Source organism: Hydrocarboniclastica marina, from assembly GCF_004851605.1.
Lineage (GTDB): Bacteria > Pseudomonadota > Gammaproteobacteria > Pseudomonadales > Oleiphilaceae > Hydrocarboniclastica > Hydrocarboniclastica marina.
Map to the genome: position 1 here is coordinate 860337 of NZ_CP031093.1, position 21642 is coordinate 881978.

The following is a 21642-nucleotide window of genomic DNA, read 5'->3' on the forward strand; positions in this document are numbered from 1 at the left end:
GCACCTGCACGTCCTGATCTCACCGATCAAGTGTCAGGGTGGTTCGCATCGCTTACTGGTGATGACGCGCAAGTTTTAACAGAACATCTCTAAGACCTTCGTCCTTCGTATGCCCGGCTTCTTCTTCGAGGAGCCGGGCATTTTTTTTGCTCAGAGCCCGTTTGACCCGTTGCCGTGGAGGTAGAAAATGAGGCGGAGCGACGCGGGTGCGTATGCGCCAGGCGTTCTTGAAGCGTTCGTCCTGGCGTATCGCCTGCAGAATATCGTACTGCTGGTAACGCAACTGGGTCGCGAGCGCGCTGTGGGCTACGACCAAAGTCAGTTCACCATTGCTGAACCCTCCGAACCGACATTTTTTGCGGAATTGTTCGGGAAGGCAGGCGAGTACTTCAGTTTCCTCTTGGGCTCTGCGCTGGGCCGCGGCGAATAGCTGGTTAAGCCGGTCGCTCTCGATAGTGTCCAGCGTTTTCGGGCGTTTTGGGGCCATAAAAGGGCCGCTTGGGCGTGGGTTTTGGGGCTTTGATCGGGCAGAGAGGACCTGTGTTACACTTCCCGCCGGTCGCACTGCTTACGAAAGGTTACGCATCTCAACGGATTATGCGTAGCCCGGAGACTACAATCAAGAAGCGGTGTCGCTAGTCTGCGACGCAGTGGTCAGGCCCGAGCGGCCTAGCGGTAACCTGAACCCCACAGGCGCGGCATCGCGAACACAGAGGCTATGCCCGGAGTTTCAGCACCTGCCAAATCTGCAGGTCTACGGAAGAGGTCAACGAATCTGTGAACATCATATTGGTGGGCCGTCGACACGGCCAGTCCAGGTCATTCCACATTACTGGCGCCAGGCTGGTTCTGGCTGCTGTAGCGGTAGCAGTCATATTCGGGGTGTGCGCCTACGGCGGGTATTGGGTCGCTGCCGAACGCGTCGCGCACTACCAGGCCATGTCACCTACCGTCGTAGCAAGCTGGCAGGCTCGGCTGGACAGCCAGCGGGAACGCTTGCAGGCGCTGAAAATTGACGCCAATCAGCAGATAGACGCTTTGACCCTGCGATTGGGCGAGATGCAGGCCAGGCTTCTGCGGCTGGATGCACTGGGGCAGCGCCTGGTGGACGTAGCCAAGCTCGACAATGGCGAGTTTGATTTCGAGTCTCCAGCCGCCGTGGGCGGCCCCCACGTTGACGCCGGTGGTGAATCCTTCACTGCGCCCGATCTGGAATCCATGTTGGCCCGGATGGATGCCCGTATGACTGACCGTGAGAATCAGTTGGAACTGCTGGGACGTCTCCTCGAGAACCGGCATATTGAAGCCGAACGCTTCCTCGCCGGCCGCCCGATTCGCTGGGGCTGGTTGTCGTCACATTATGGTTACCGCACCGACCCGTTCTCGGGCAAACGCACCTGGCACGACGGGGTTGACCTCGCCGGCAAGGACGGCAGCGACGTCATTGCGGTGGCTGCAGGAGTGGTAACCTGGGCTTCCGAGCGATACGGGTATGGCAACCTGGTTGAGGTGGATCACGGCGACGGGCACATCACCAGATATGGCCATGCAAAAGAGATCAAGGTGGCGGTTGGGGATGTTGTTCAGAAAGGTCAGGTACTGGCGTTGATGGGCAGCACAGGGCGCTCTACGGGACCGCATGTCCACTTCGAAGTGCTTAAAAACGGCCGTAGCCAGGACCCTGTCAAATACATCCAGCGAGCCAGTCGCTAGCGCTCGGCAATACCTTTCACCTCGGCTCCCGTATTAGCGCGCCGTTCTGTTCGACCGGCCCGGGGCGGATTCTTCCCTGACTCATCTCTGCCTGACAGCGTCAATTCCGCGGTAACTCCGGCGCTGCCCGTGCTTCCTGCCGGCCTCAACTTTCACCCCTTCGCAGAATAGGGTTAGAATGCGGGTCTTTACTTGAGTAAAGCGCGCGCTGGCAGCGAATAGCTGCCGGGATCTGAAGCATAAAGTGGTACAGTTTTAGTTCGCTTCAGCGAGGGCGCCTGCCGAAATTGCTGTCGGCACCGTTTGCTTCGTACCTAATTCCTCGCTCCCGACCCTGTTGTTCTGATGATCTCAGGCTGAACAGCAAGCCCGGTCGGGCACGTCAACGAATAAAGTATCAGTTGGTTATGTTAACTAAGCTTGCAACGAGTCTTTTTGGCAGTAAGAACGCCCGTGAAGTAAAGCGTATGCGTAAGGTCGTGACGCGCATTAACAGTTTTGAAGAGGCGCTCCAGGCACTTTCTGATGAGGCGTTACAGGCCAAAACGGCCGAGTTCAGAAAACGCATGACTGATGGCGAAACTCTCGACCAGCTTCTGCCAGAAGCTTTTGCGGTGGTGCGCGAAGCCAGCCAGCGCGTGCTGGGTATGCGTCATTTTGACGTACAGATGATTGGCGGGATAACGCTCCACGAAGGACACATCTCAGAGATGCGCACCGGTGAGGGGAAAACCCTCGTCGCGACGTTGCCGATCTATCTCAACGCCCTCACCGGCAAAGGTGTGCACCTGGTAACGGTCAATGATTACCTGGCCAGCCGGGATGCAGAGTGGATGGGGCGCCTCTATCGCTTTCTCGGCCTCACCATCGGCGTCGTGGTCGCGGGCCAGGACGGTGCAACCAAGAAAGCGGCCTACGCGGCAGATATTACCTACGGCACCAACAACGAGTTTGGCTTTGACTATCTGCGGGACAACATGGCGTTCAGCCTGGAGCAGAAAGTCCAGCGGCCACTTCACTACGCGATTGTCGATGAGGTCGACTCGATCCTGATCGATGAGGCGCGAACGCCGCTGATCATCTCTGGCGCGGCCGAGGACAGCTCCAAAACTTACGCTGCGGTCAACAAACTGGTCCCGCTGCTTGACGAAGGCGAAACGCCAGAAGAAGGCGAGCCTACGGGTGATTTCACTCTGGACGAGAAGTCCAAGCAGGTAGAACTGACCGAGGTCGGGCACGAAAAAGTCGAGCGCCTGCTGCGTGAACGAGGTTTGCTGGAGGAGGGGGACAGCCTCTACTCCGCCTCCAACCTGAGCTTGCTCCACCATGTCTACTCGGCGTTGCGAGCGCACCATCTGTTTCAGAAAGACGTGGATTACATTGTTAACGATGGCCAGGTGGTCATTGTCGACGAACATACTGGCCGCACAATGCCGGGACGGCGATGGAGTGAAGGGCTTCACCAGGCTATTGAAGCGAAGGAAGGCGTGCCGATCCAGGCTGAAAGCCAGACCCTGGCATCCACCACTTTCCAGAACTATTTCCGTATATACGAAAAGCTGGCGGGCATGACCGGCACCGCAGATACCGAGGCTTTTGAGTTCCGTCAGATCTACGGTCTTGATGTGGTCGTGATCCCGACCAACAGGGACGTGAAACGCATCGATTATAACGACCTGGTCTACCTTACCCAGGAAGAAAAGTTCCAGGCCATCATCGATGAGATCAAGGATGTCACGGCGGAAGGCCGGCCTGTATTGGTGGGTACCGCCTCGATTGAGACATCAGAGTTGATGTCCAAGCTTCTCAGAACGGCGGGCATCGAGCACAACGTCCTCAACGCCAAACAGCATGACCGCGAAGCACTGGTTATTGCCCAGGCCGGTCGGCCCGGCACGGTAACCATCGCGACAAATATGGCCGGTCGCGGCACCGACATCGTGCTCGGGGGAAGCTGGGAGTCTGAAGCGGCGACGCTGGAAGGGGCTGGCGAGGCTGAAATGTCCAAGCTTCGGGCGACCTGGCAGGCGCGTCATGACCAGGTGGTGAATGCAGGCGGCCTTCATATTATCGGTACAGAACGGCACGAATCACGCCGGATCGACAATCAGCTGAGGGGGCGCGCTGGCCGCCAGGGCGATCCGGGCTCCTCGCGCTTCTTCCTCTCTCTCGAAGATAACCTCATGCGTATCTTCGCGCCAGACCGCGTCAAGAATCTGATGCAGGCGCTGGGCATGCAAAAAGGTGAGGCGATCGAGCATCGGATGGTTTCCAATGCTATCGAAAAAGCACAGCGCAAAGTAGAAGGACGCAACTTCGACATACGCAAACAATTGCTTGAGTACGATGATGTCGCGAATGACCAACGTCGCGCCATATACGAACAGCGCAATGAGATCATGGGCAGCGACGACATTTCCGAGATGATCGACGCGCTCCGTGAAGAAGTCGTCGGCAACGCCGTAAGCGACTACATCCCGCCCCAAAGTATCCCGGAACAATGGGATGTGCCGGGCCTTGAATCGCACCTGGAGAGTGAGTTTGCGGTCAAGCTGCCAGTCCAGCAGTGGCTTGAGGATGATCCCAAGCTGTTCGAAGATAACCTGCGCGAGCGGATCCTGGCAGAGATTGTTCAGGCTTACCGGGAAAAAGAGCAGGTGGCCGGTACCGATGCTTTCCGTAACTTTGAGAAGCAGGTTTTCCTGCAGGTACTGGATACGCTGTGGAAAGAACACCTCTCGAATATGGATCACCTGCGCCGGGGTATCCATCTTCGTGGCTACGCCCAGAAGAATCCCAAGCAGGAATACAAGCGGGAATCATTTGCGCTGTTTCAAACCATGCTTGAGAGCATAAAAACTGACGTGATCCGGGTGGTGTCCCACGTCAAAGTTCAGAGCCGCGAAAAAATAGAAGAAGTTGAGAAGCGCCGTAAAGAGGAGCTGGAGCGCCAGCTGGCCCGGGCGGAAACCCGCCATGAGGAAAGCTCCGAGCTCTCTGATTCAGGCCGGGACGAAGCCGATTCAGGGCAGGGCAAACCGTCGGGTTCGCAGGCCAAGCCCTTCATGCGGGACGAGCGAAAAGTTGGCCGCAATGAACCCTGCCCCTGCGGCTCGGGTAGAAAGTACAAACAATGTCATGGAAAGGTTCAGTAATGGCGGTTGGTCTGGGGCCTTTGCCCAAGTTTCATTCGATTGATGGTGTGCGCATTGGCGTCGCATCGGCCGGGATCAAGAAGCCCGGCCGCAAGGATGTAGTGGTGTTTGAGATTGCCAGGGGCAGTGCAGTGGCTGCGCTGTTTACACGCAATCAATTCCGGGCCGCACCGGTACGCGTCGCCAGTGAGCATCTGGCTGCTGCGGCGACCCGGTATCTTCTGATCAATACCGGCAACGCCAACGCGGGCACAGGCGAACGCGGGATGACAGATGCGAGAGCATGCTGTGCTGCCCTGGCGGCTACATGCGACGTTCCGGTTGAGTCGATATTGCCATTCTCCACCGGTGTCATAGGTGAGCCTCTGCCGGTCAGTAAATTGACTGCAGCGCTTCCTGAGGCCTTGGCGGATCTGAAAGCCGATGGCTGGGCCGCTGCTGCGAGTGGCATCATGACGACTGACACATTGCCCAAGGGTGCGACACGGCAAGTAGCGGTCGGTGAGGAAGTGATCCACCTTTCCGGCATCAGCAAGGGCGCCGGGATGATCCGTCCGGATATGGCAACAATGCTGGGGTTTATTGCAACCGATGCGCGTATAGACTCAGCACTCTGGCAGCGCTTGCTGGCGGGTGCAATTGAGCGTTCCTTCAATCGGGTGACTGTAGACGGCGACACCTCGACCAACGACGCGTGTGTGGCAGTTGCGACCGGGTGCAGCGCTGTGCCAGAGATTGCCGAAGGCGGGGCTGGTTTCATCGCGTTTCGCGACGCGCTCAATTCCCTTTGCCTGGAACTCGCACAGGCCCTGGTACGTGACGGCGAAGGCGCCACCAAGTTCATTACCATAGCTGTCGAACAGGCGCGCGATCGCAAAGAGGCGCTGGATGTCGCATTTACCATTGCCCATTCGCCGCTAGTCAAAACTGCGCTTTTTGCGTCGGACCCGAACTGGGGCCGTATTCTTGCCGCGGTCGGGCGCGCCGGAGTTGAAAACCTCGATCTGGACGCTGTCCGTATCCACTTGGGCGATGTTTGCATTGTCCACAACGGCGCGCGGGCTGAAGACTACACCGAAGCGCGGGGTCAGGCGGTTATGAACGAGTCTGAAATCAGCATTACGGTGAACCTGGGTCGTGGCGCTGTGAAAGAGACCGTCTGGACATGTGACTTCTCCCACGACTACGTCACCATCAATGCCGAATACCGGACCTGATAGGGCGTTGCCGGTTCATGTTGCGGTTGGTGTGGTTGCCGATGGAGCGCGCGTACTAATAGCCCGGCGACCGTCCGGGAAACACATGGGCGGCCTGCTGGAATTCCCCGGCGGAAAGGTCGACCCCGGAGAGTCCGTTCGCGCGGCGCTTGTTCGGGAACTGGCCGAAGAGGTGGGGCTGGAGGCCGACCCGGTTGGGATGGAGCCGCTGATACAGATTGAGCATGATTACGGCGATAAGTCGGTATTGCTCGATGTCTGGCGGGTGAGGGACTTCAAGGGCGTCCCGCGCGGTCTGGAGGGGCAGCCAGTCAACTGGATGCGCGTCGAGGACTTGAACGATACTGATTTCCCGGTTGCGAATCGGCCCATAATTCGTGCTTTAAGACTGCCCCCAGAATGGTTGGTCACAGGCGAGTCTGATGATGTCGGTCAGATCTCACGCAATCTGGCGCTCGCGCTCTCAGTCCGGAGCCGAAGTGGTCTACTCCTTCGACAGCCTCAGCTTGCCGTGGAAGCCTACCTCCGGCTGGCGCATGAAGTTTTGCCGCTCTGCAAGGCTCACGGGATCCCGTTGATGTTACACGGTGGGCCGTCGCTTCTGCAGGTGCTGCCTGAAGCTGCGGGGATTCACCTGCCGCAGTCTGTAGTCCGGCAACTGCCTGACGTGCGGTCTGCGAAGGGGACACCGAGTTCGATACAGCAGGGCTTTGTGCCTGCGTCTGAAGCGCGCCCTGTAGCCGCCGGAAAGTGGCTGGGGGTATCCTGTCACTCCCCGGCTGAACTGGCACATGCGGCACTGATTGGGGCAGATTACGCTACGCTGTCGCCGTTAAACCCCACCTCGAGCCACCCTGAACGCGAGCCGCTGGGGTGGGACAGTTTTCGTGGGTGGGTCAGGGCTGCCAGGTGCCCGGTCTACGCCATGGGCGGGGTTGGTTTGCGGGATATCCCCAGCAGCATAGGGCACGGGGGCCAGGGTATCGCCGGGATCAGCCACTGGTGGCGTTAGCGTCCAGTAAGGGCTTCCGGAGAGTCCAGCGTGGCTTGTTACAGACAAATGAATCAATGTGTGGATACCGTGGCTGCGGGAGCCAGGAAGTGCTGCCGTTGGTGCACGATCTTAGGCGGTCGCTTCTGATAACGCTTCGAAAGGGAACCTGAGTCTTGCCCATGTTCACTCATCTGGATGAAAGCGGTGCAGCCCGCATGGTCGATGTCACCGGCAAGGACGTCAGTGAGCGTGAAGCCCATGCAGAAGCCCGTGTGCTGATGCAGCCGGAAACGCTCAGGATGATCATTGCCGGCGAGCATCCCAAGGGTGACATCCTTGCGACCGCCCGTATCGCCGGAATTATGGCAGCAAAGAGAACCCACGAGCTTATCCCCTTGTGCCATGCACTCAATCTCACCTCGACCAGGGTGACGTTGAATGGTTGCGAACGGGGTACAGGGCTGGTGATTGAAGCGCGCTGCAAGCTGGCGGGTCGCACGGGTGTCGAAATGGAGGCGCTGACGGCTGTATCGGTCGCGGCACTGACGGTTTATGACATGTGCAAGGCCGTGGACCGGGGCATGGAGATAACCGGGATCCGCCTACTTGAGAAAAAGGGCGGTCGTTCCGGGCATTGGCATGCGACGAGCCCGGGTGACGGCTGAGCATGCCTGTTTAATGGCGTGCACCTCTGCTTCTGCTAGAATGCCCGTCCGCTCCCGTCCTGAATTCTACGAGGTGATTGAGTGATCGTTCGTTTCGTGCAGAGCTGTCGCCTGCCGACCCCTTTTGGCGTATTCGACATGCATGGGTTTGAAGAGGTCGCCACGGGCAAGGAACACGTTGTGCTCTCCCTCGGCATCGTGGACGACGGTGAGCCCGTCCTGGCACGGACTCACTCGGAATGTCTCACCGGGGACGCGCTTTTCAGCATGCGCTGTGACTGCGGTTATCAGCTGGAGGAAGCGCTACGCTGTATAGCCCTGGAGGGGCGCGGGTTGTTGATGTATCTGCGTCAGGAAGGGCGGGGTATCGGCCTGCTCAACAAAATAAAAGCCTATCGCCTGCAAGATCAGGGCGCAGACACCGTGGAAGCGAATGTACGTCTGGGTTTTGCGGCAGATCTGCGCGACTACTCCATGTGCAAGGATATGCTTGAGCACCTCGGGGTCGGCGCCATCCGTTTGATGACCAATAACCCGCGCAAGGTCGATGCACTACAGATGTTAGGTATCAGTGTGACGGAGCGCGTACCGTTGCAGGTCGGGCGTAACCCCCACAACGAAGGCTACCTCGATACCAAGCGGGCCAAGCTCGGCCACTGGCTCGCGACCCACCAGGACGACGACCCGATATGAGGGACGGCCGGGCCGCCTGAGGTAAGCCTATCTCGCCAGGGGCAGGACCTGATGGCGTGCCTCGGGGCGCAAGCGCTGTCTGATCGCCTGTTCAATGGCATCAGGCTCCAGCCCGCATTCCGCCAGCAGTTCGCCGTGTTTGCCGTGGTCTACAAAGCGATCGGGTAAGCCCAGGTGGAAAATCCTGGTGTCAAGGCCTGCCTGATTAATGAACTCTGCCACCGCACTGCCTGCCCCGCCCGCGATCACATTTTCTTCCACAGTCACAAGCAAGTCGTGGTCGTTCGCCAGTCGCTTGATCAGCTCCTGGTCGAGCGGCTTGACGAAGCGCATGTCAGCCAGGGTGGCGTCCAGCGTGTCGGCCGCCTGCCGGCAGGCGGTCAGTACCGTGCCGAATGCAAGGATCGCAACCCGTTGCTCTTTCGTCTCCTGACGCTCCCGTATGATCCGGCCCTTGCCCAGCGGCAATGCGGTCATCGTGGCTTCTATTTCCACCCCCGGACCGGTGCCCCGCGGATAGCGGACGGCCGCTGGCCCTTGGTAGAGCCAGCCCGTGTAGAGCATCTGCCGGGTTTCGTTTTCGTCCGATGGTGCCATGACAACCATGTTGGGAATGCAGCGAAGGAAGCTCAGGTCGAAAGCGCCAGCGTGGGTGGGACCGTCCTCGCCCACCAGCCCGGCCCGATCGACGGCAAACAGTACGTCGAGATTCTGAATGGCGACGTCATGTATCAGCTGATCGTAAGCGCGCTGCAGAAAGGTGGAATAGATGGCGACCACTGGCTTGGCCCCTTCGCAGGCCATTCCGGCCGCTAATGTAACGGCATGCTGCTCGGCAATCGCGACATCGAAATAGCGGTCGGGGTAACTCTGGGAGAAGGCGATGAGGTCCGAGCCTTCCCGCATGGCGGGCGTAATGCCCAGCACCCGCTCGTCGCGGGCGGCCATGTCACAAAGCCACTGGCCAAAAATATTGCAGTACTTCAGCCGCTTGGGCTCGTCGGTCATGGGTAGGGGCTTGACCAGGGGTTCCGGCTCGATCTTGTTGATCGCGTGGAAGCCAATGGGGTCAGCCTCAGCAGCTGCAAATCCTTTACCTTTCTTCGTAACGACATGGAGAAACTGTGGGCCTTTAAGCTCGCGGATGTTCTCCAGGGTTTCGACCAGCAGTGGGAGGTCATGCCCGTCCACCGGGCCGATATAGTTAAAACCCAGTTCTTCGAAAAGCGTGCTCGGGGCGAGCATGCCCTTAAAATGCTCCTCCGTACGGCGTGCCAGCTCTCTTAAATGCGGCGCGCTGGACAAAACTTTTTTGCTGCCATCACGAACCTGATGATAAGTGCGGCTCGCCAGCAGCTTCGCCAGGTAAGTTGAAAGACCGCCAACGTTCTGGGAAATGGACATGTCGTTGTCGTTGAGGATCACCAGCATGTCGGCGTGCACATGGCCGGCATGGCTCAGCGCCTCGAAGGCCATCCCGGCTGTCATGGCACCGTCACCGATAACGGCAATACTGCGCCTTGTGCTGCCTTGGCGCCGGGCGGCGATAGCCATACCGAGCGCGGCGCTGATCGAAGTGGACGAGTGGCCGACACCAAAGGTGTCGTAAGGGCTTTCTGAGCGTTTTGGGAAACCGGCAAGACCCTGCTTGCGGCGAATACGGCTCAGTGCGTCCCGTCGCCCCGTCAGAATTTTGTGGGGATAGGCCTGATGGCCGACATCCCACACCAGGCGATCCTCCGGTGTCTGGAAAACGTAATGCAGTGCCAGCGTCAGCTCGACCACCCCCAGCCCGGCACCAAAGTGACCGCCTGACTGACCTACACTCCAAAGCAAAAACGAGCGTAGCTCGCGCGCCAATTGGGGCAGCGCCCCGGGCGCAACTTCCCGTAGCTGGGCCGGCGCCTCGATACGGTCCAGTAACGGCGTATTGGGGCGGCGGGTCGGAATCTCCTGAAAAATATAAGTATCCTGCATTGTTCTCGTAATAACTCGCGAGCCGCGTTGGCGAGCCCTTTGGTTTTTGATTCGAGCACCCGTGGAAGCCATCGGCTGAACGATGCCATTATAAGGGAGCTGGCACGCCCATGCATGAACTGATAACTGCCTCGTCTGAGCGCGCAGTGTTGGGCTTCTGGAGCACTCGACCATTGCTGCCTGTTCGGCGAACTGAATCAGTACAGGTTTGGCCAATCCATTCAGTAGATTTCGACAATCTAACAGCACAAGGCTTTGTGACGCATCACGATTCTGCTGCGATCAATACTTTCGGTGGACCACGAAGTCGGCCAGTTCCTGCAGTGGATAGGTCTCACCACGCAGATTTTTGAGTGCACTGCAGGCTTCCTGGTGCAGGTTGTCGAGACGCTGGCGGGCCGCGTCCAGGCCCAGAAGCGCCGGAAACGTAGGTTTATTGCGGTCAGCGTCGGCTCCGCGTTGTTTACCGAGCGTATGAGTTTCGCCTTCAACGTCGAGAATGTCGTCCTTAACCTGAAACGCGAGTCCCAGCGCAGCGGCGTAGCGGCGGGCACTGTCCAGCTGAGCACTGTTGCTACTTCCCGCCGCCATGGCGCCCAAAAGTGTGGCCGCCTCTATAAGGGCGCCGGTCTTGTGTCGATGCATGCGTTCAAGCGCCGCAATGTCGAGCTGCTTGCCGACCGCATCGAGATCGATCGCCTGGCCCCCGACCATTCCGGCATGACCTGAAGCACGCGCCAGTTCTTTGACCATGGCAAGGCGCTGACGCGCTGAAAGTGAGGGCGCATCGGCCAAGATTTCGAACGCCATTGCCTGAAGCGCATCTCCGCAAAGGATGGCGGTCGCTTCATCAAAAGCAATGTGGCAGGTTGGCCGTCCCCGGCGCAAGTCGTCATTATCCATGGCAGGCAGATCATCGTGAACCAGCGAATACGCATGAATAAGCTCCAGTGCGCACGCCGCGGGGACCGCGTTCTCGGGATCGCCGCCCAAGGCCTTGCAGGTCGCCATCGCGAGCACCGGGCGTAACCTTTTGCCACCGGCGAGGACGCTGTAGCGCATCGCCTCATAGAGTCGGCCCGACTGCAGCTGTGGTTCAGTGCTGACGGCTGGCAGATAGTCGTCGAGAGCTGACTGCACGCGCTGCCTGTAACGCTCGAAGGTTGCTTCGGACCGCATCAGCCTGTCGTCTCTTCGCTATCCGTTGAGCCGCCAGCGCCTGATTCAGCAAAAGCACTTTCAGTGATCGTGCCATCATCCTGGACGACCACTTGCTGAACCCGCTGCTCAGCGGATCGGAGCGACTGCTGGCAAGAGCGGGTGAGCCTGACGCCTTTTTCGAAAGCCGCCAATGACTGCTCCAGCGAAAGCTCGCCCTGCTCAAGACTGCGCACCAGTTCTTCAAGCTCATCCAGCGACTTCTCAAAATCGGATAAGGTTACTTCTTCCTGCTTCATGAGAGACCTTTGTTCGTATTGGAGGCGATGTTGCGGAGTCCGCGTGGCAGTATAACAAATCCAAAGCCCGGGATTGGCGTCTGTTACGACACAGGTGCCTCGCCCCTGTTACCTTCGACGGCGGATCAACCAGCAGCTTGCCACACAAAGTTATGCCGGCCTACAGCAACGCCGCCGCGGCCATATCGCTGCTCCGAAACCTGTATCTCGCCAGTGCGGTCGATGGTGACGACTGTCGTAGAACGCGTGCCGTAGGTCTCGCCGACAATAAAAAGGGGCGAGAGAAACCGCTCAAGTTCCAGGCCGACGCCGGTGTCGGGCAGTAATGCTTCGCTGGGTCTGTGGTCGTCCCTGAACGCGCCGATCAGAGCGTCATGCAGGGCAGCGGTGTTGCCTCCGGCCGCAATCAAGCTCTGACTCATTAGCTGACGGCTGAGCATCACTTTGGGCCAATCGCTCTGGAGGAGGTGATTGCTGAGGCCATACAGGCCCCTGAACAGTTGGCGCAACGGCACGCGGTCTTCGCTGCCGCAGTAGAACCAGTCCTGGTCACGACCGGTGATCAGGTTGAATCCACCGAAGTCGCCTCGCCGCTGGTAAAGCTCGCGGACGTTCTCGGCTTCGGCTGTCTGTTCCAGCAGCTCCAATGGAATCTCGCCGCGGGACCGCTTTCCGCTCTCGGCGATGCCCGACCGGTAATTTGTCACGAGAGCAAGGGCGCCGGACTCCTGCAGTGCGAGCCAGGTTCCGCCGGACTCTCCATCGCGACCAGCCAGCACCGGTCGGTCTCGCCACCAATGCATGGGCTCGGTCGGTCTGGCGTGAACTTCGTCGCGGTTCGTGGCCAGAACGAGCGGAAATTTCTCATGTTGTTCAAGGGCAAGTGCAATAAGGCACATGGAGCCACTCCTTTTTGTGGACCGCCGCCATGATCCCGCCGGTGCGGGTGCCGTTCAACGGTTGGCCACGACGTCCTGCATGAACTGAGGGCATGGGTTGTGTATGATACAGCGCTTGTGCCGCGATGGATCATCACTGTGATAGCCGCGTTTTTCCTATATCTGCTGCTGGGGGCCGTCGCCGGTGTGCTGGCGGGTCTTTTCGGCATTGGCGGCGGGCTAATCATCGTGCCCGTGCTGATTTTCAGCTTCCAGGCCCAGGGCCTGGGCGGCGACGTGATGGCACACCTGGCGGTCGGAACCTCTCTGGCCGCCATTGTGTTCACCTCATTGAGCTCAATTCGGACCCATCATGCCAAAGGCGCGGTTCGGTGGGATCTTTTTCGGCCAATGGCAGTGGGCATTGTTTTTGGCACGGCGTTCGGCGTGTTGACTGTTGCCGGGATCAGCGGCCCGATGCTGCAGAACATTATTGGTATCTTCACGCTCGTTATCGCCGTCAAGATGGGCTTCGCACTTTCACCCACTCCCGGGCGCAACCCGCCTGCGAAGCCTGGTCTCGCAGGCGTCGGTGGTGTCATCGGCTGGGCTTCTGCCTTGTTCGGGATCGGTGGCGGGAGCCTGGTGGTACCGTTCCTGACCTATTGCAACGTCGGTATGCGTAATGCGGTGGCGACATCCGCCGCGTGTGGTCTGCCGATTGCGGTAGCGGGAGCTCTAGCCAATATGGTCGTCGGACAAGGTCAACCCGGCCTGCCGCCTTACGCTGTGGGTTACGTATACTTACCGGCTGTGGTCGGTATTGTGCTCACAAGCGTGCCATTTGCCCGGCTAGGTGCTCTGCTGGCGCACCGGCTTTCACCGGTTCTGCTGCGAAGGACTTTCGCACTGTTACTGACCCTGATCGGGATCCGATTTCTGCTAGCCTGAGGCCCCCATGCTCCAACATCCCCGGTTTGACCCTGTAGCCATAAGCATCGGCCCCCTGGATATTCACTGGTATGGCCTGACCTATCTGTTCGGCTTTCTCGCGGGCTGGTGGCTGGGAACGCGACGCGCGCGCAAGCCCTGGTCTCCCCTGAATGAAGCCCAGGTGGGAGACCTGATCTTCTATATTGCGATGGGTGTCATTCTTGGCGGCCGCTTTGGCTACGTACTCTTCTACAATTTCGATAAGTTTATTGAGAATCCGCTTTGGCTGTTCATGGTTTGGACCGGCGGAATGGCGTTCCACGGCGGTCTGATCGGTGTCATTCTGGCTATGGTACTTTTCGCCCGGCGCCTCGGTATCACTTTCTTTCAACTGGCTGACTTTGTCGCGCCACTGGTTCCCCTGGGCCTCGCCGCGGGCCGCTTGGGCAACTTTATCAACGGCGAGCTCTGGGGGCGGCCTACTGACGTGCCGTGGGCTATGGTGTTCCCGGGAACCGGCGACGGCATCGCCCGGCATCCGTCCCAGATTTACCAGTTTCTTCTGGAAGGTCTGCTGCTCTTTGCTGTTCTATGGTGGTTCTCAGCCCGGCCCCGGCCGCGTATGGCTGTATCAGGTCTTTTTCTGCTGGGTTACGGGCTGTTGCGTTTCATCGCGGAGTTTTTTCGCGAGCCGGACGCCCACCTCGGTTTCGTAGCGCTCGACTGGATGAGTATGGGCCAGATTCTTTCCGTGCCCATGATACTCGCGGGGGCTATTCTTCTGGTTCTGGCCTATCGACGGGGGGTGCCTGAGCCAGCTCCTGTAGTGCCAACGCAGGCCAAGTCGCCCGAACAACGCAGAAAGTCCAAATCAAGCAGGCAGGGCCGTTAGATGCAACAGTATCTTGAACTAATGCAGGACGTAGTGGATAACGGCACTGATCGCGGCGACCGAACAGGCGTCGGAACCCGGTCCGTTTTCGGTCGGCAATTGCGGTTCGATCTTGGTCGTGGATTTCCGCTGGTCACTACCAAAAAAGTCCATCTTCGTAGCATCATCTACGAGTTATTGTGGTTTCTCAAAGGTTCTACCGACAATAATTGGCTCCGGGAGCGCAAGGTCAGTATCTGGAACGAGTGGGCGCTGGAAAATGGCGACCTCGGGCCGATCTACGGTAAGCAGTGGCGGAGCTGGCAGTGTCCGGACGGAAGCACGGTGGACCAGATCGCCGATGTGGTCAGTCAGATCAGGACAAAACCTGAATCCCGCCGGCTGATTGTATCGGCCTGGAATCCGGCCGAGCTGCCCGATGAGGCCGCCGGCCCCCAGGATAATGTTCGCCAGGGCCGTATGGCTCTAGCGCCTTGCCACTGCCTTTTCCAGTTCTACGTCAGTGAGGGCAGACTTTCCTGCCAGCTATATCAGCGCAGTGCCGATCTGTTCCTGGGCGTGCCTTTTAACGTTGCTTCCTATGCGCTTTTGACGCACATGATTGCCCAGCAGTGCGATCTCGAAGTCGGCGAGTTTGTCCACACGTTCGGTGACTGCCATCTCTACAGTAACCACTTGACCGACGAGATCGTCTACGAGCAACTGTCGCGTAAACCGCGGCCACTTCCGAGCCTAAGTATTGCACGTAAGCCTGACAGCCTGTTCGAGTATGAACTGGAAGATTTCGTGTTTGAGGGGTATGAGCCGCTGCCCGGGATCAAGGCGCCGATTGCTGTCTAGTGTCCCGGACGGGACACTAGCCCAAAGCCTTCAGCGGTCGCGGATGCCAACGGATTACCCGGACAGGGCAATAGCATTACCTAAACGACGGGATAACCCGGGAGGCGACAATGATCAAAGCACTGATGGTAGCGATGTCCCGCAACCGCGTGATCGGCCGCAGTAACAAGCTACCTTGGTATCTGCCGGAGGACCTCAAATACTTCAAGCGGACGACCCTCGGCAAGCCCATGATCATGGGTCGGAAGACATTTGAGTCAATTGGCCGGCCTTTGCCGGGGCGGGCTAACCTCGTGGTCACTCGGGACGCCGCCTGGCAGTTTCCTGGCGTACGGGTACTGCATAGCCTGGCCGACGCATACCGCAGCGCGGAAGCTCAGGCTGAAATTGATGGGGTGGACGAAGTGATGGTGATCGGCGGCGGGGAAATATTTACCGAAGCGTTACCGGACGCGGATCGTCTGTACCTGACCGAAGTTCATGCTGAGATTGAGGGTGATGCCTTCTTTCCTGAACTGGACTGGGATCAGTGGCGCGAGGTCAGTCGAGAGGACCACGGCGCCAGCGATAATAATGGCTACGACTACAGTTTTGTCGTGTATGACAGGGCGTGATGATGAGGGGGCAGGGCAGGGGCGACTGTAAGCCGCTTCCATCAATGCCCCCGTTTGTGATCTGGCCTGCAATGGCCGGTATCAGCTTGCGGCCCTTGCGGGCTGCTGGTAAAGCTCCGCGTCGAACTTGTCTTCCCAGGTTTTTAGAAGCTCCCGGTTATCGTGATGCCAGGGGTGGAAGTCCTTCTTCAAGTAATCCAGAAACGCGGGTACACATTTCCGAACGACGCCTGGCTTTCCCCAGAGGTAATTCAGTCCGCCCAGCCAGGTTTTCAAGCTCCAGAGTTTACCTTCGGCCTTGAGCATGGTGCAGGTGTTGAGGAAGGTAAATTTGAAAAAATTGTAGGTTACGAAGAAAAAGACGACCCGCCTGAGATTGTTGTCGCCAATACAGCGCTGGTAGACATCAAAGGCAACCGCCTTATGTTCGGTTTCCTCAATGGCGTGCCAGCGCCAGAGATCTTTCATCACGGGCGAGGCCCCGGTCAGTACGTCCGGGTTGCTGAGAATGCCATGGGCGAGGACTGCAGTGTAATGCTCGGCGCCGCAGGTTCCCGCCAATTGCCGGGTCGGGCCCAGGCGGCTGACCCAGGCCATGTGCTTTTCGAAGCGTTTGTCCATGGCGTCGATGTCGTAGCCGCGATGTCGTAGGGCTTCGTTGTAACGCTTGTGCTCGCGGCTGTGCACGCCTTCCTGCCCTATAAAACCGCGTATTTCCTTTTTCAGCCGCGGGTCTTCGATGCGGTCACGGTAATGTCGAACGGCGCGTATGAACTGATGTTCGCCTTCTGGAAACTGCATCGATAGGGCGTTGAAAAAGCAGGTCTTGAAGACGTCGCCACCGTGCCACAGTGTTTTCAGCTCCTCTTCCACCTCGAACTTGAGGTGGCGGGTCTCGATTTTAACTTCGGGTGTCTGGTTTACAGTCATGTTCTTGTTCTCCCCAGTTTTCACATGGCCGGAAACATGCGGCCCTAGCCGAGCGGGTTTGGCACTGTCCCAATTTAAGACTTGTAGACAAACCTGGGAAGGTGGTTCACTCTCTATCAGCAGGTCTTTTTTTGTCAGGTAAGCTGCTGCGGAACTTATGCCAATGCTAGACAGGCTCGATACGAGACATCTTCTCCTGCAACGCTGTAGTGAAAAAAACGCAGTGCACCGGTTACGGGCGGAGCCTGAGTTGTTATGAAAGGCCACTATATCGCCGCTCTGATTGACTCGCTTTGTGAAGTCGGTGCAGATCGGGAGACGTTGCTTGAGCAGTCTGGCCTCAAGGAGGCCGACCTGAACGATAAGACGCTCATCGACCCGGCGCGGCTGTATGCCATCACAAAACTGGCTGCTGACCAAACTAGCGATCCGGCTGTCGGGTTGTCCACCGGGCAGAGACTCAACATCAACAGCCACGGCGCCCTCGGCTACGCGGCCATGGCCAGTGAAAATCTGGAGCATGCGCTCCAGTTACTGCTGAAATACTATCGGGTGCAGGCCCCCCAGGCCCGGTTTTCCTGGCACCACCGTAACGAGCACCACCACCTGATATGCGATCCCAGTTTTGTGCTGCCGGAGATGCCCTGGTTAACTGCAGAGCTCCTGGTGGCGAGTATTTACACCTCGGTCGAGTTTCTTCTCAGCGGGCGTAGCCGCGGGCTTGAAGTCTGGTTCCGCCACGAACAGCCGGCGCATGTTGGGAAATATCAGGGCGTCTTCAGTGCGCCAGTGAGCTTCGGACAATCTTTCAATGGTCTCGTAATTCCTGATCGCCTGGCCAGCTTACCGCTGCTCTCAGCCGACACATTGGCCTCAAGCATCTTTGAAAAGCGCTGCGCGGCGATCCAGCAGGAAACCCGACAGCAGGATCTTGCCGCCCGGATTCGGGGTCTTCAGAGCCAGGGCCGTTTTCTCAGTCAGGCCGAAGTGGCCAGACGTCTCAGCATGAGCGTGAGCACGCTCCACCGGCGTATGGACGAGGAGGGCATCGATTACAAACAGCTGGTTGCGGAGATTAAAAAGGAATTCGCCCTGGAGCACCTTCGCGATGGTGTACTGAGCGTTGAGGAGATTGCGCAGATTCTGGGGTTCAGCGACGCGTCTAATTTTCGGCGGGCGTTTGTGGCTTGGACGGGGATGACACCGAGCGAGGCTCGCGAAGAAGCGAAGCTATAGTATTGCAGGGCAGCAACGCAAAAAAAACGGGGCCCAAGGGCCCCGGTTCCATGATCACTTATTGATTAATCCGGTGTGGCACAGCTGGACGCATTACCGTAGAGGCCTACTATTCCGCCAGGGGGCTCGATATCCAGGTTGTTGAGATCGTCCGCGAGGCAGGACAGTGTGAATCTGGCTCTGCTGATTGTCTCCGTGCCCTGTACGCCTACCTTCGCCGTGAGTTCCACGCCTACCCAGTTACAGTGACTTTGCGGGTAGTTCAGGCCGAACTCAAAGGAGCCTTCGCTGTTCGTGGTGACCCTGCCAGGCACAGTGCCAGGATTGGTCGGCTCAAGAGTGCCGTTGCCGTTCACGTCTTCACCGGTATCAAGGATGCCGTTGCCGTTCAGGTCTTCCGCCACGCAGCTTTCGCCGCTGACCAGTGATATTGATCTGGCCCACTTGTCGGGGGTTCCACCAGGGGTTGACGCTACGGCAACATACTCGCCTTCCCAGTAATAGATGGGGAGCAGGCTGAGTTCTACCTGGGCATCGGCGATCGGTGCTCCAGTCGCGTCGCTGACGAACACAGACCAGGGCTTACGGTAGGTGGTGCTGTTGGGCTCCTCGATCTCGTTGCCGGTGCCCAATGAAACCCGCAGCGCCTGCTGGGAGACAGTCAGGTTCACCGTGCCCTCTACACTAGGCAGAGAAGCGATAAAGGCCTTGATCTCTACACCACCATTGGAACTGGTGCTTTGGCCGGCCGTATAGCGTGTGCGGGCAATGCCCTGGCTGTTGGTAACTGCAGAGCCGCTGGACAGTGTGCCGCCGCTGATATCAGTCAGCTGGAAGGTTACGGTCTGATTCTTTACCAGATTGTTTTTGGCGTCGCGGACAACAGCTGTGATCTCGGTACTTTCGCCAATGGCCAGTTGGGAAGAAGCTGACTTTGCCTCCAGCGTCTCAGGATCCGTAGCGATGAACTCGACTTCCCGCTGGGTAGACAGCCCGCCAGCCGCTGTAGCGGTGATTACGGCAAGGCCGGCGTCGCTGGCCTGAATGTTGACCGTAGCCGTTCCGTTAGTAGTAGTGGCTGAGGCGCCGCTGAGAATTCCGCGGGTGGTGGAGAACGTAACATTCGAGTTGTCGTCGACATTGCTGCCATCGACCTGCCAGGTCAGGGAGACCGGAACGCTTGAATCAAGCGGGATCTCTGTGCCAGCTGTCGGCGTCGTAAACCTGAAACTGTCCGGCGAAATTTCAACGTTCTGGGAGGCCGATATAGAGCCGTCTAAAGCGCTGACTGATAGCGTATCAGTGCCAGAATTACCGGCAATTAGTTTGACCGTCACCGTACCGTCGGCGTCGGTGCTTAACACAGTCGCAGAGGTAGTATTCAAAGCGCTTTCCACGGTGAGGTTTTCCATGGCGATTCCATTGCCGTCGGAGTCCTCAAGCGAGATTATGAAAGTTGCTTCTTCACCGACCGGAACAACGTTCGGCCCGACGATAGTCAAGGTGGTCCCGTCAACGTCAATGTTTACGGTGCTGCTCGCGCCGCCGGCTGTCGCTGTGACGGCTACGGAGCGGTTGCGGTAATCACCGGAACCGGTCACTACCGCAAGGGCAGACCCCGTCTCATCAGTTGTGCCGCGGGTGACCTGCAAGGCGCCGTTGTTCGTCACCGAGAACGAAACCGGCACCTCCTCCATCAGCACGCCGTTGCTGTCCTTGACCAGCGCTGTGAGGACAACTCCTTCAGTGTCGGCTGTTCCAACCCGAGGGGAGCTGGTCAGTAACTGAACCTGCCCCTCGAAATCGCCGGCAGCGTCCCCGTCTCCGCCAGCGGAGCCGCCGCCAGTTCCAAACACGCCATCGTCACCGCCGCCTCCACAGGCCGCTAGGAAAAGCAGCAGCATCAGAATAGCGATTGGTTTTAAACGCTTTGACAACATCTTCTATCTCCATGGGGGCGAGGGCAGGCGAGGCCACCGACAGCAGTACCGGGCTTCTGGTAAGGTTATTAGTTGATCGAAATTACTGGGTTTTAACTATTCAGAAAGGATAGCACAGGGTTTCTGAACGGCTAGGTCGAGTTTGCAGCGCCCGACGATATCGGGCGGGAGGGAGAAAGGAAAAGGTACTTGCAGGAGGAAGCCCCGCATCGATGTATCCCGTGCGGGGACGGTACTCAGCCTTCCCCAGCGAACTCGCTCTCGTCGCGATGCCAGGTCTGGTAGCCGGGGAGAACAAGGTTGAGCACTATGGCGGTGATGCTGCACAGGGCGATGCCCTGCAGCCCCATGCTGCCTGTGCCCATCACCAGGCCGCCGATACCAAACGTGAGCGTCACCCCGACGATGGCCAGGTTGCGGGCGGCAGACAAGTCGACTTTATGCTGGATAAGCGTGTTCAGACCGACCACCGCGATAGAGCCGAACAGCAGGCAGAGGATACCGCCCATTACCGGTGCCGGAATGGTCTGAAGTGCGGTGCCGAATTTGCTGAAAAACGCCAGCACTACAGCGATGACCGCAGCCCAGATCATGACCCGGGGATTGAAATTACGGGTCAGCATGACCGCCCCCGTAACCTCTGAGTAGGTCGTATTGGGCGGACCGCCGAGTAGAGAGGCCAGGGATGTGGCCAGGCCATCGCCCAGTAGCGTGCGGTGCAGCCCGGGCTTGCGGATAAAATTGCGCTTGGTCACGGTGCTGATGGCCAGCACATCGCCAATGTGCTCAACCGCGGGAGCGATAGCGACAGGCAGGATGAACAGGATTGCGCCCCATTCAAAGGTAGGCGCCACGAACGCTGGCATGGCCAGCCAGGGCGCTGCAGTGACCGGGCTGACGTCGACCACGCCGAAAAACAGGGCGAGGACGTAGCCAGTCAGGATCCCGAACAGGATAGGCACCAGCCGGAACAGGCCGCGCCCGACTACGGCTATGACCAGCGTCGTTGCCAGCGAAGCCATCGAAATGATCATCGCTGTAGTGTAGGGGACCAGTTCGGCGGCGCCGTCGCCGGTCTTGCCCATGGCCATGTTGGCAGCAACAGGCGCAAGGCCGAGGCCGATTACCATAATGACGGGCCCGATAACCACGGGCGGAAGTAGGCGGTCGATAAAGCCGGTGCCCTTCAGCTTTACCAGCCCGCTCAGAAACACGTAGAACAGACCGGCACAAGCAAGCCCACCAAGCGTTGCAGACAGGCCGAATTCAGCTTTAGCTGCGACAATAGGCGCTATGAATGCAAAGGACGAGGCCAGAAAGACCGGCACCTGGCCGCCAGTAACCATGTGAAAAACCAGCGTGCCTACGCCGGCGGTAAAAAGCGCGACATTGGGGTCAAGCCCGGTAATAAGCGGCATCAATACCAGCGCGCCAAACGCCACCAGCAACATTTGCGAACCTGCCAGAATCTGCCGCCAGGTGGCGCCTTTAGTCGGGTCGCTCATGGA

General features: G+C 58.6%; 19 protein-coding genes. 11 read left to right on the forward strand and 8 right to left on the reverse strand.

The genetic code is table 11. The annotated features are described in order from the left end of the window. Positions 1 to 52: 52 nt before the first annotated feature. Entirely contained in the window at positions 53 to 487 is a 435-nt protein-coding gene (locus tag soil367_RS03915; protein ID WP_136547086.1) for a DUF721 domain-containing protein, read from the reverse strand. 290 nt (positions 488 to 777) lie between these two features. Between soil367_RS03915 and soil367_RS03920 the strand changes: the two genes are divergently transcribed. From soil367_RS03920 to ribA, 6 genes are all read left to right on the forward strand, one after another. Then, positions 778 to 1713: a M23 family metallopeptidase gene (locus soil367_RS03920; RefSeq protein ID WP_136547088.1), complete on the forward strand. Its 936-nt coding sequence runs from the start codon at positions 778 to 780 to the stop codon at positions 1711 to 1713. Between the two features lie 407 nt (positions 1714 to 2120). Continuing rightward, the gene (secA, locus tag soil367_RS03925) at positions 2121 to 4868 is read left to right on the forward strand and encodes a preprotein translocase subunit SecA (protein WP_136547090.1); all 2748 of its coding nucleotides are present in this window, start codon (positions 2121 to 2123) and stop codon (positions 4866 to 4868) included. Continuing rightward, entirely contained in the window at positions 4868 to 6085 is a 1218-nt protein-coding gene (gene argJ / locus soil367_RS03930; protein ID WP_136547092.1) for a bifunctional glutamate N-acetyltransferase/amino-acid acetyltransferase ArgJ, read from the forward strand. The genes secA and argJ overlap by 1 nt, the downstream gene beginning before the upstream one ends. Further along, positions 6066 to 7097 carry a Nudix family hydrolase gene (locus soil367_RS03935; protein WP_136547095.1) on the forward strand — a complete coding sequence of 344 codons (1032 nt, stop codon included), beginning with the start codon at positions 6066 to 6068 and terminating at the stop codon, positions 7095 to 7097. The genes argJ and soil367_RS03935 overlap by 20 nt, the downstream gene beginning before the upstream one ends. Before the next feature lie 161 nt (positions 7098 to 7258). Continuing rightward, the gene (gene moaC, locus soil367_RS03940) at positions 7259 to 7744 is read left to right on the forward strand and encodes a cyclic pyranopterin monophosphate synthase MoaC (RefSeq protein WP_172962400.1); all 486 of its coding nucleotides are present in this window, start codon (positions 7259 to 7261) and stop codon (positions 7742 to 7744) included. An 81-nt stretch (positions 7745 to 7825) separates the two neighbouring features. After that, positions 7826 to 8437 (forward strand): GTP cyclohydrolase II, encoded by a 612-nt coding sequence (gene ribA, locus soil367_RS03945; RefSeq protein WP_136547099.1) that lies wholly within the window; start codon positions 7826 to 7828, stop codon positions 8435 to 8437. Positions 8438 to 8464: 27 nt separating this feature from the next. Here the strand turns inward: ribA and dxs are convergent, their stop codons facing one another. From dxs to soil367_RS03965, 4 genes are all read right to left on the reverse strand, one after another. Then, positions 8465 to 10414 (reverse strand): 1-deoxy-D-xylulose-5-phosphate synthase, encoded by a 1950-nt coding sequence (gene dxs, locus soil367_RS03950; RefSeq protein ID WP_136547101.1) that lies wholly within the window; start codon positions 10412 to 10414, stop codon positions 8465 to 8467. A 282-nt stretch (positions 10415 to 10696) separates the two neighbouring features. After that, positions 10697 to 11593: a (2E,6E)-farnesyl diphosphate synthase gene (ispA, locus tag soil367_RS03955; protein WP_136547103.1), complete on the reverse strand. Its 897-nt coding sequence runs from the start codon at positions 11591 to 11593 to the stop codon at positions 10697 to 10699. Beyond that, positions 11593 to 11871 (reverse strand): exodeoxyribonuclease VII small subunit, encoded by a 279-nt coding sequence (locus soil367_RS03960; protein ID WP_136547105.1) that lies wholly within the window; start codon positions 11869 to 11871, stop codon positions 11593 to 11595. The genes ispA and soil367_RS03960 overlap by 1 nt, the downstream gene beginning before the upstream one ends. Before the next feature lie 125 nt (positions 11872 to 11996). Next, complete coding sequence (locus tag soil367_RS03965) at positions 11997 to 12770, reverse strand: NRDE family protein (protein ID WP_136547107.1); 774 nt, start codon at positions 12768 to 12770, stop codon at positions 11997 to 11999. A 99-nt stretch (positions 12771 to 12869) separates the two neighbouring features. Here soil367_RS03965 and soil367_RS03970 point away from each other — a divergent pair, with 99 nt between their 5' ends. The 4 genes from soil367_RS03970 to soil367_RS03985 all read left to right on the forward strand — a co-directional run bounded on the left by soil367_RS03970 (position 12870) and on the right by soil367_RS03985 (position 16028). Next, positions 12870 to 13700, forward strand: coding sequence for a sulfite exporter TauE/SafE family protein (locus soil367_RS03970; protein ID WP_246065510.1), 831 nt, complete (start codon positions 12870 to 12872; stop codon positions 13698 to 13700). A gap of 7 nt (positions 13701 to 13707) precedes the next feature. Beyond that, positions 13708 to 14574, forward strand: a complete 867-nt coding sequence (gene lgt / locus soil367_RS03975; RefSeq protein WP_136547109.1) for a prolipoprotein diacylglyceryl transferase — start codon at positions 13708 to 13710, stop codon at positions 14572 to 14574. Continuing rightward, positions 14575 to 15414: a thymidylate synthase gene (locus soil367_RS03980; protein ID WP_136547111.1), complete on the forward strand. Its 840-nt coding sequence runs from the start codon at positions 14575 to 14577 to the stop codon at positions 15412 to 15414. A 110-nt stretch (positions 15415 to 15524) separates the two neighbouring features. Beyond that, entirely contained in the window at positions 15525 to 16028 is a 504-nt protein-coding gene (locus tag soil367_RS03985; protein WP_136547114.1) for a dihydrofolate reductase, read from the forward strand. A gap of 81 nt (positions 16029 to 16109) precedes the next feature. Here the strand turns inward: soil367_RS03985 and soil367_RS03990 are convergent, their stop codons facing one another. Then, complete coding sequence (locus tag soil367_RS03990; RefSeq protein ID WP_136547116.1) at positions 16110 to 16958, reverse strand: metal-dependent hydrolase; 849 nt, start codon at positions 16956 to 16958, stop codon at positions 16110 to 16112. A gap of 255 nt (positions 16959 to 17213) precedes the next feature. Between soil367_RS03990 and soil367_RS03995 the strand changes: the two genes are divergently transcribed. Further along, the gene (locus soil367_RS03995; RefSeq protein ID WP_136547118.1) at positions 17214 to 18194 is read left to right on the forward strand and encodes an AraC family transcriptional regulator; all 981 of its coding nucleotides are present in this window, start codon (positions 17214 to 17216) and stop codon (positions 18192 to 18194) included. A gap of 65 nt (positions 18195 to 18259) precedes the next feature. On the opposite strand, the gene soil367_RS04000 is transcribed toward soil367_RS03995, so the two are convergent. After that, on the reverse strand, positions 18260 to 20134 hold the full coding sequence (locus tag soil367_RS04000) for an Ig-like domain-containing protein (protein ID WP_136547121.1): 1875 nt from the start codon (positions 20132 to 20134) through the stop codon (positions 18260 to 18262). Between the two features lie 236 nt (positions 20135 to 20370). Next, complete coding sequence (locus soil367_RS04005) at positions 20371 to 21639, reverse strand: uracil-xanthine permease family protein (RefSeq protein WP_136547124.1); 1269 nt, start codon at positions 21637 to 21639, stop codon at positions 20371 to 20373. Between the last annotated feature and the right edge of the window lie 3 nt (positions 21640 to 21642).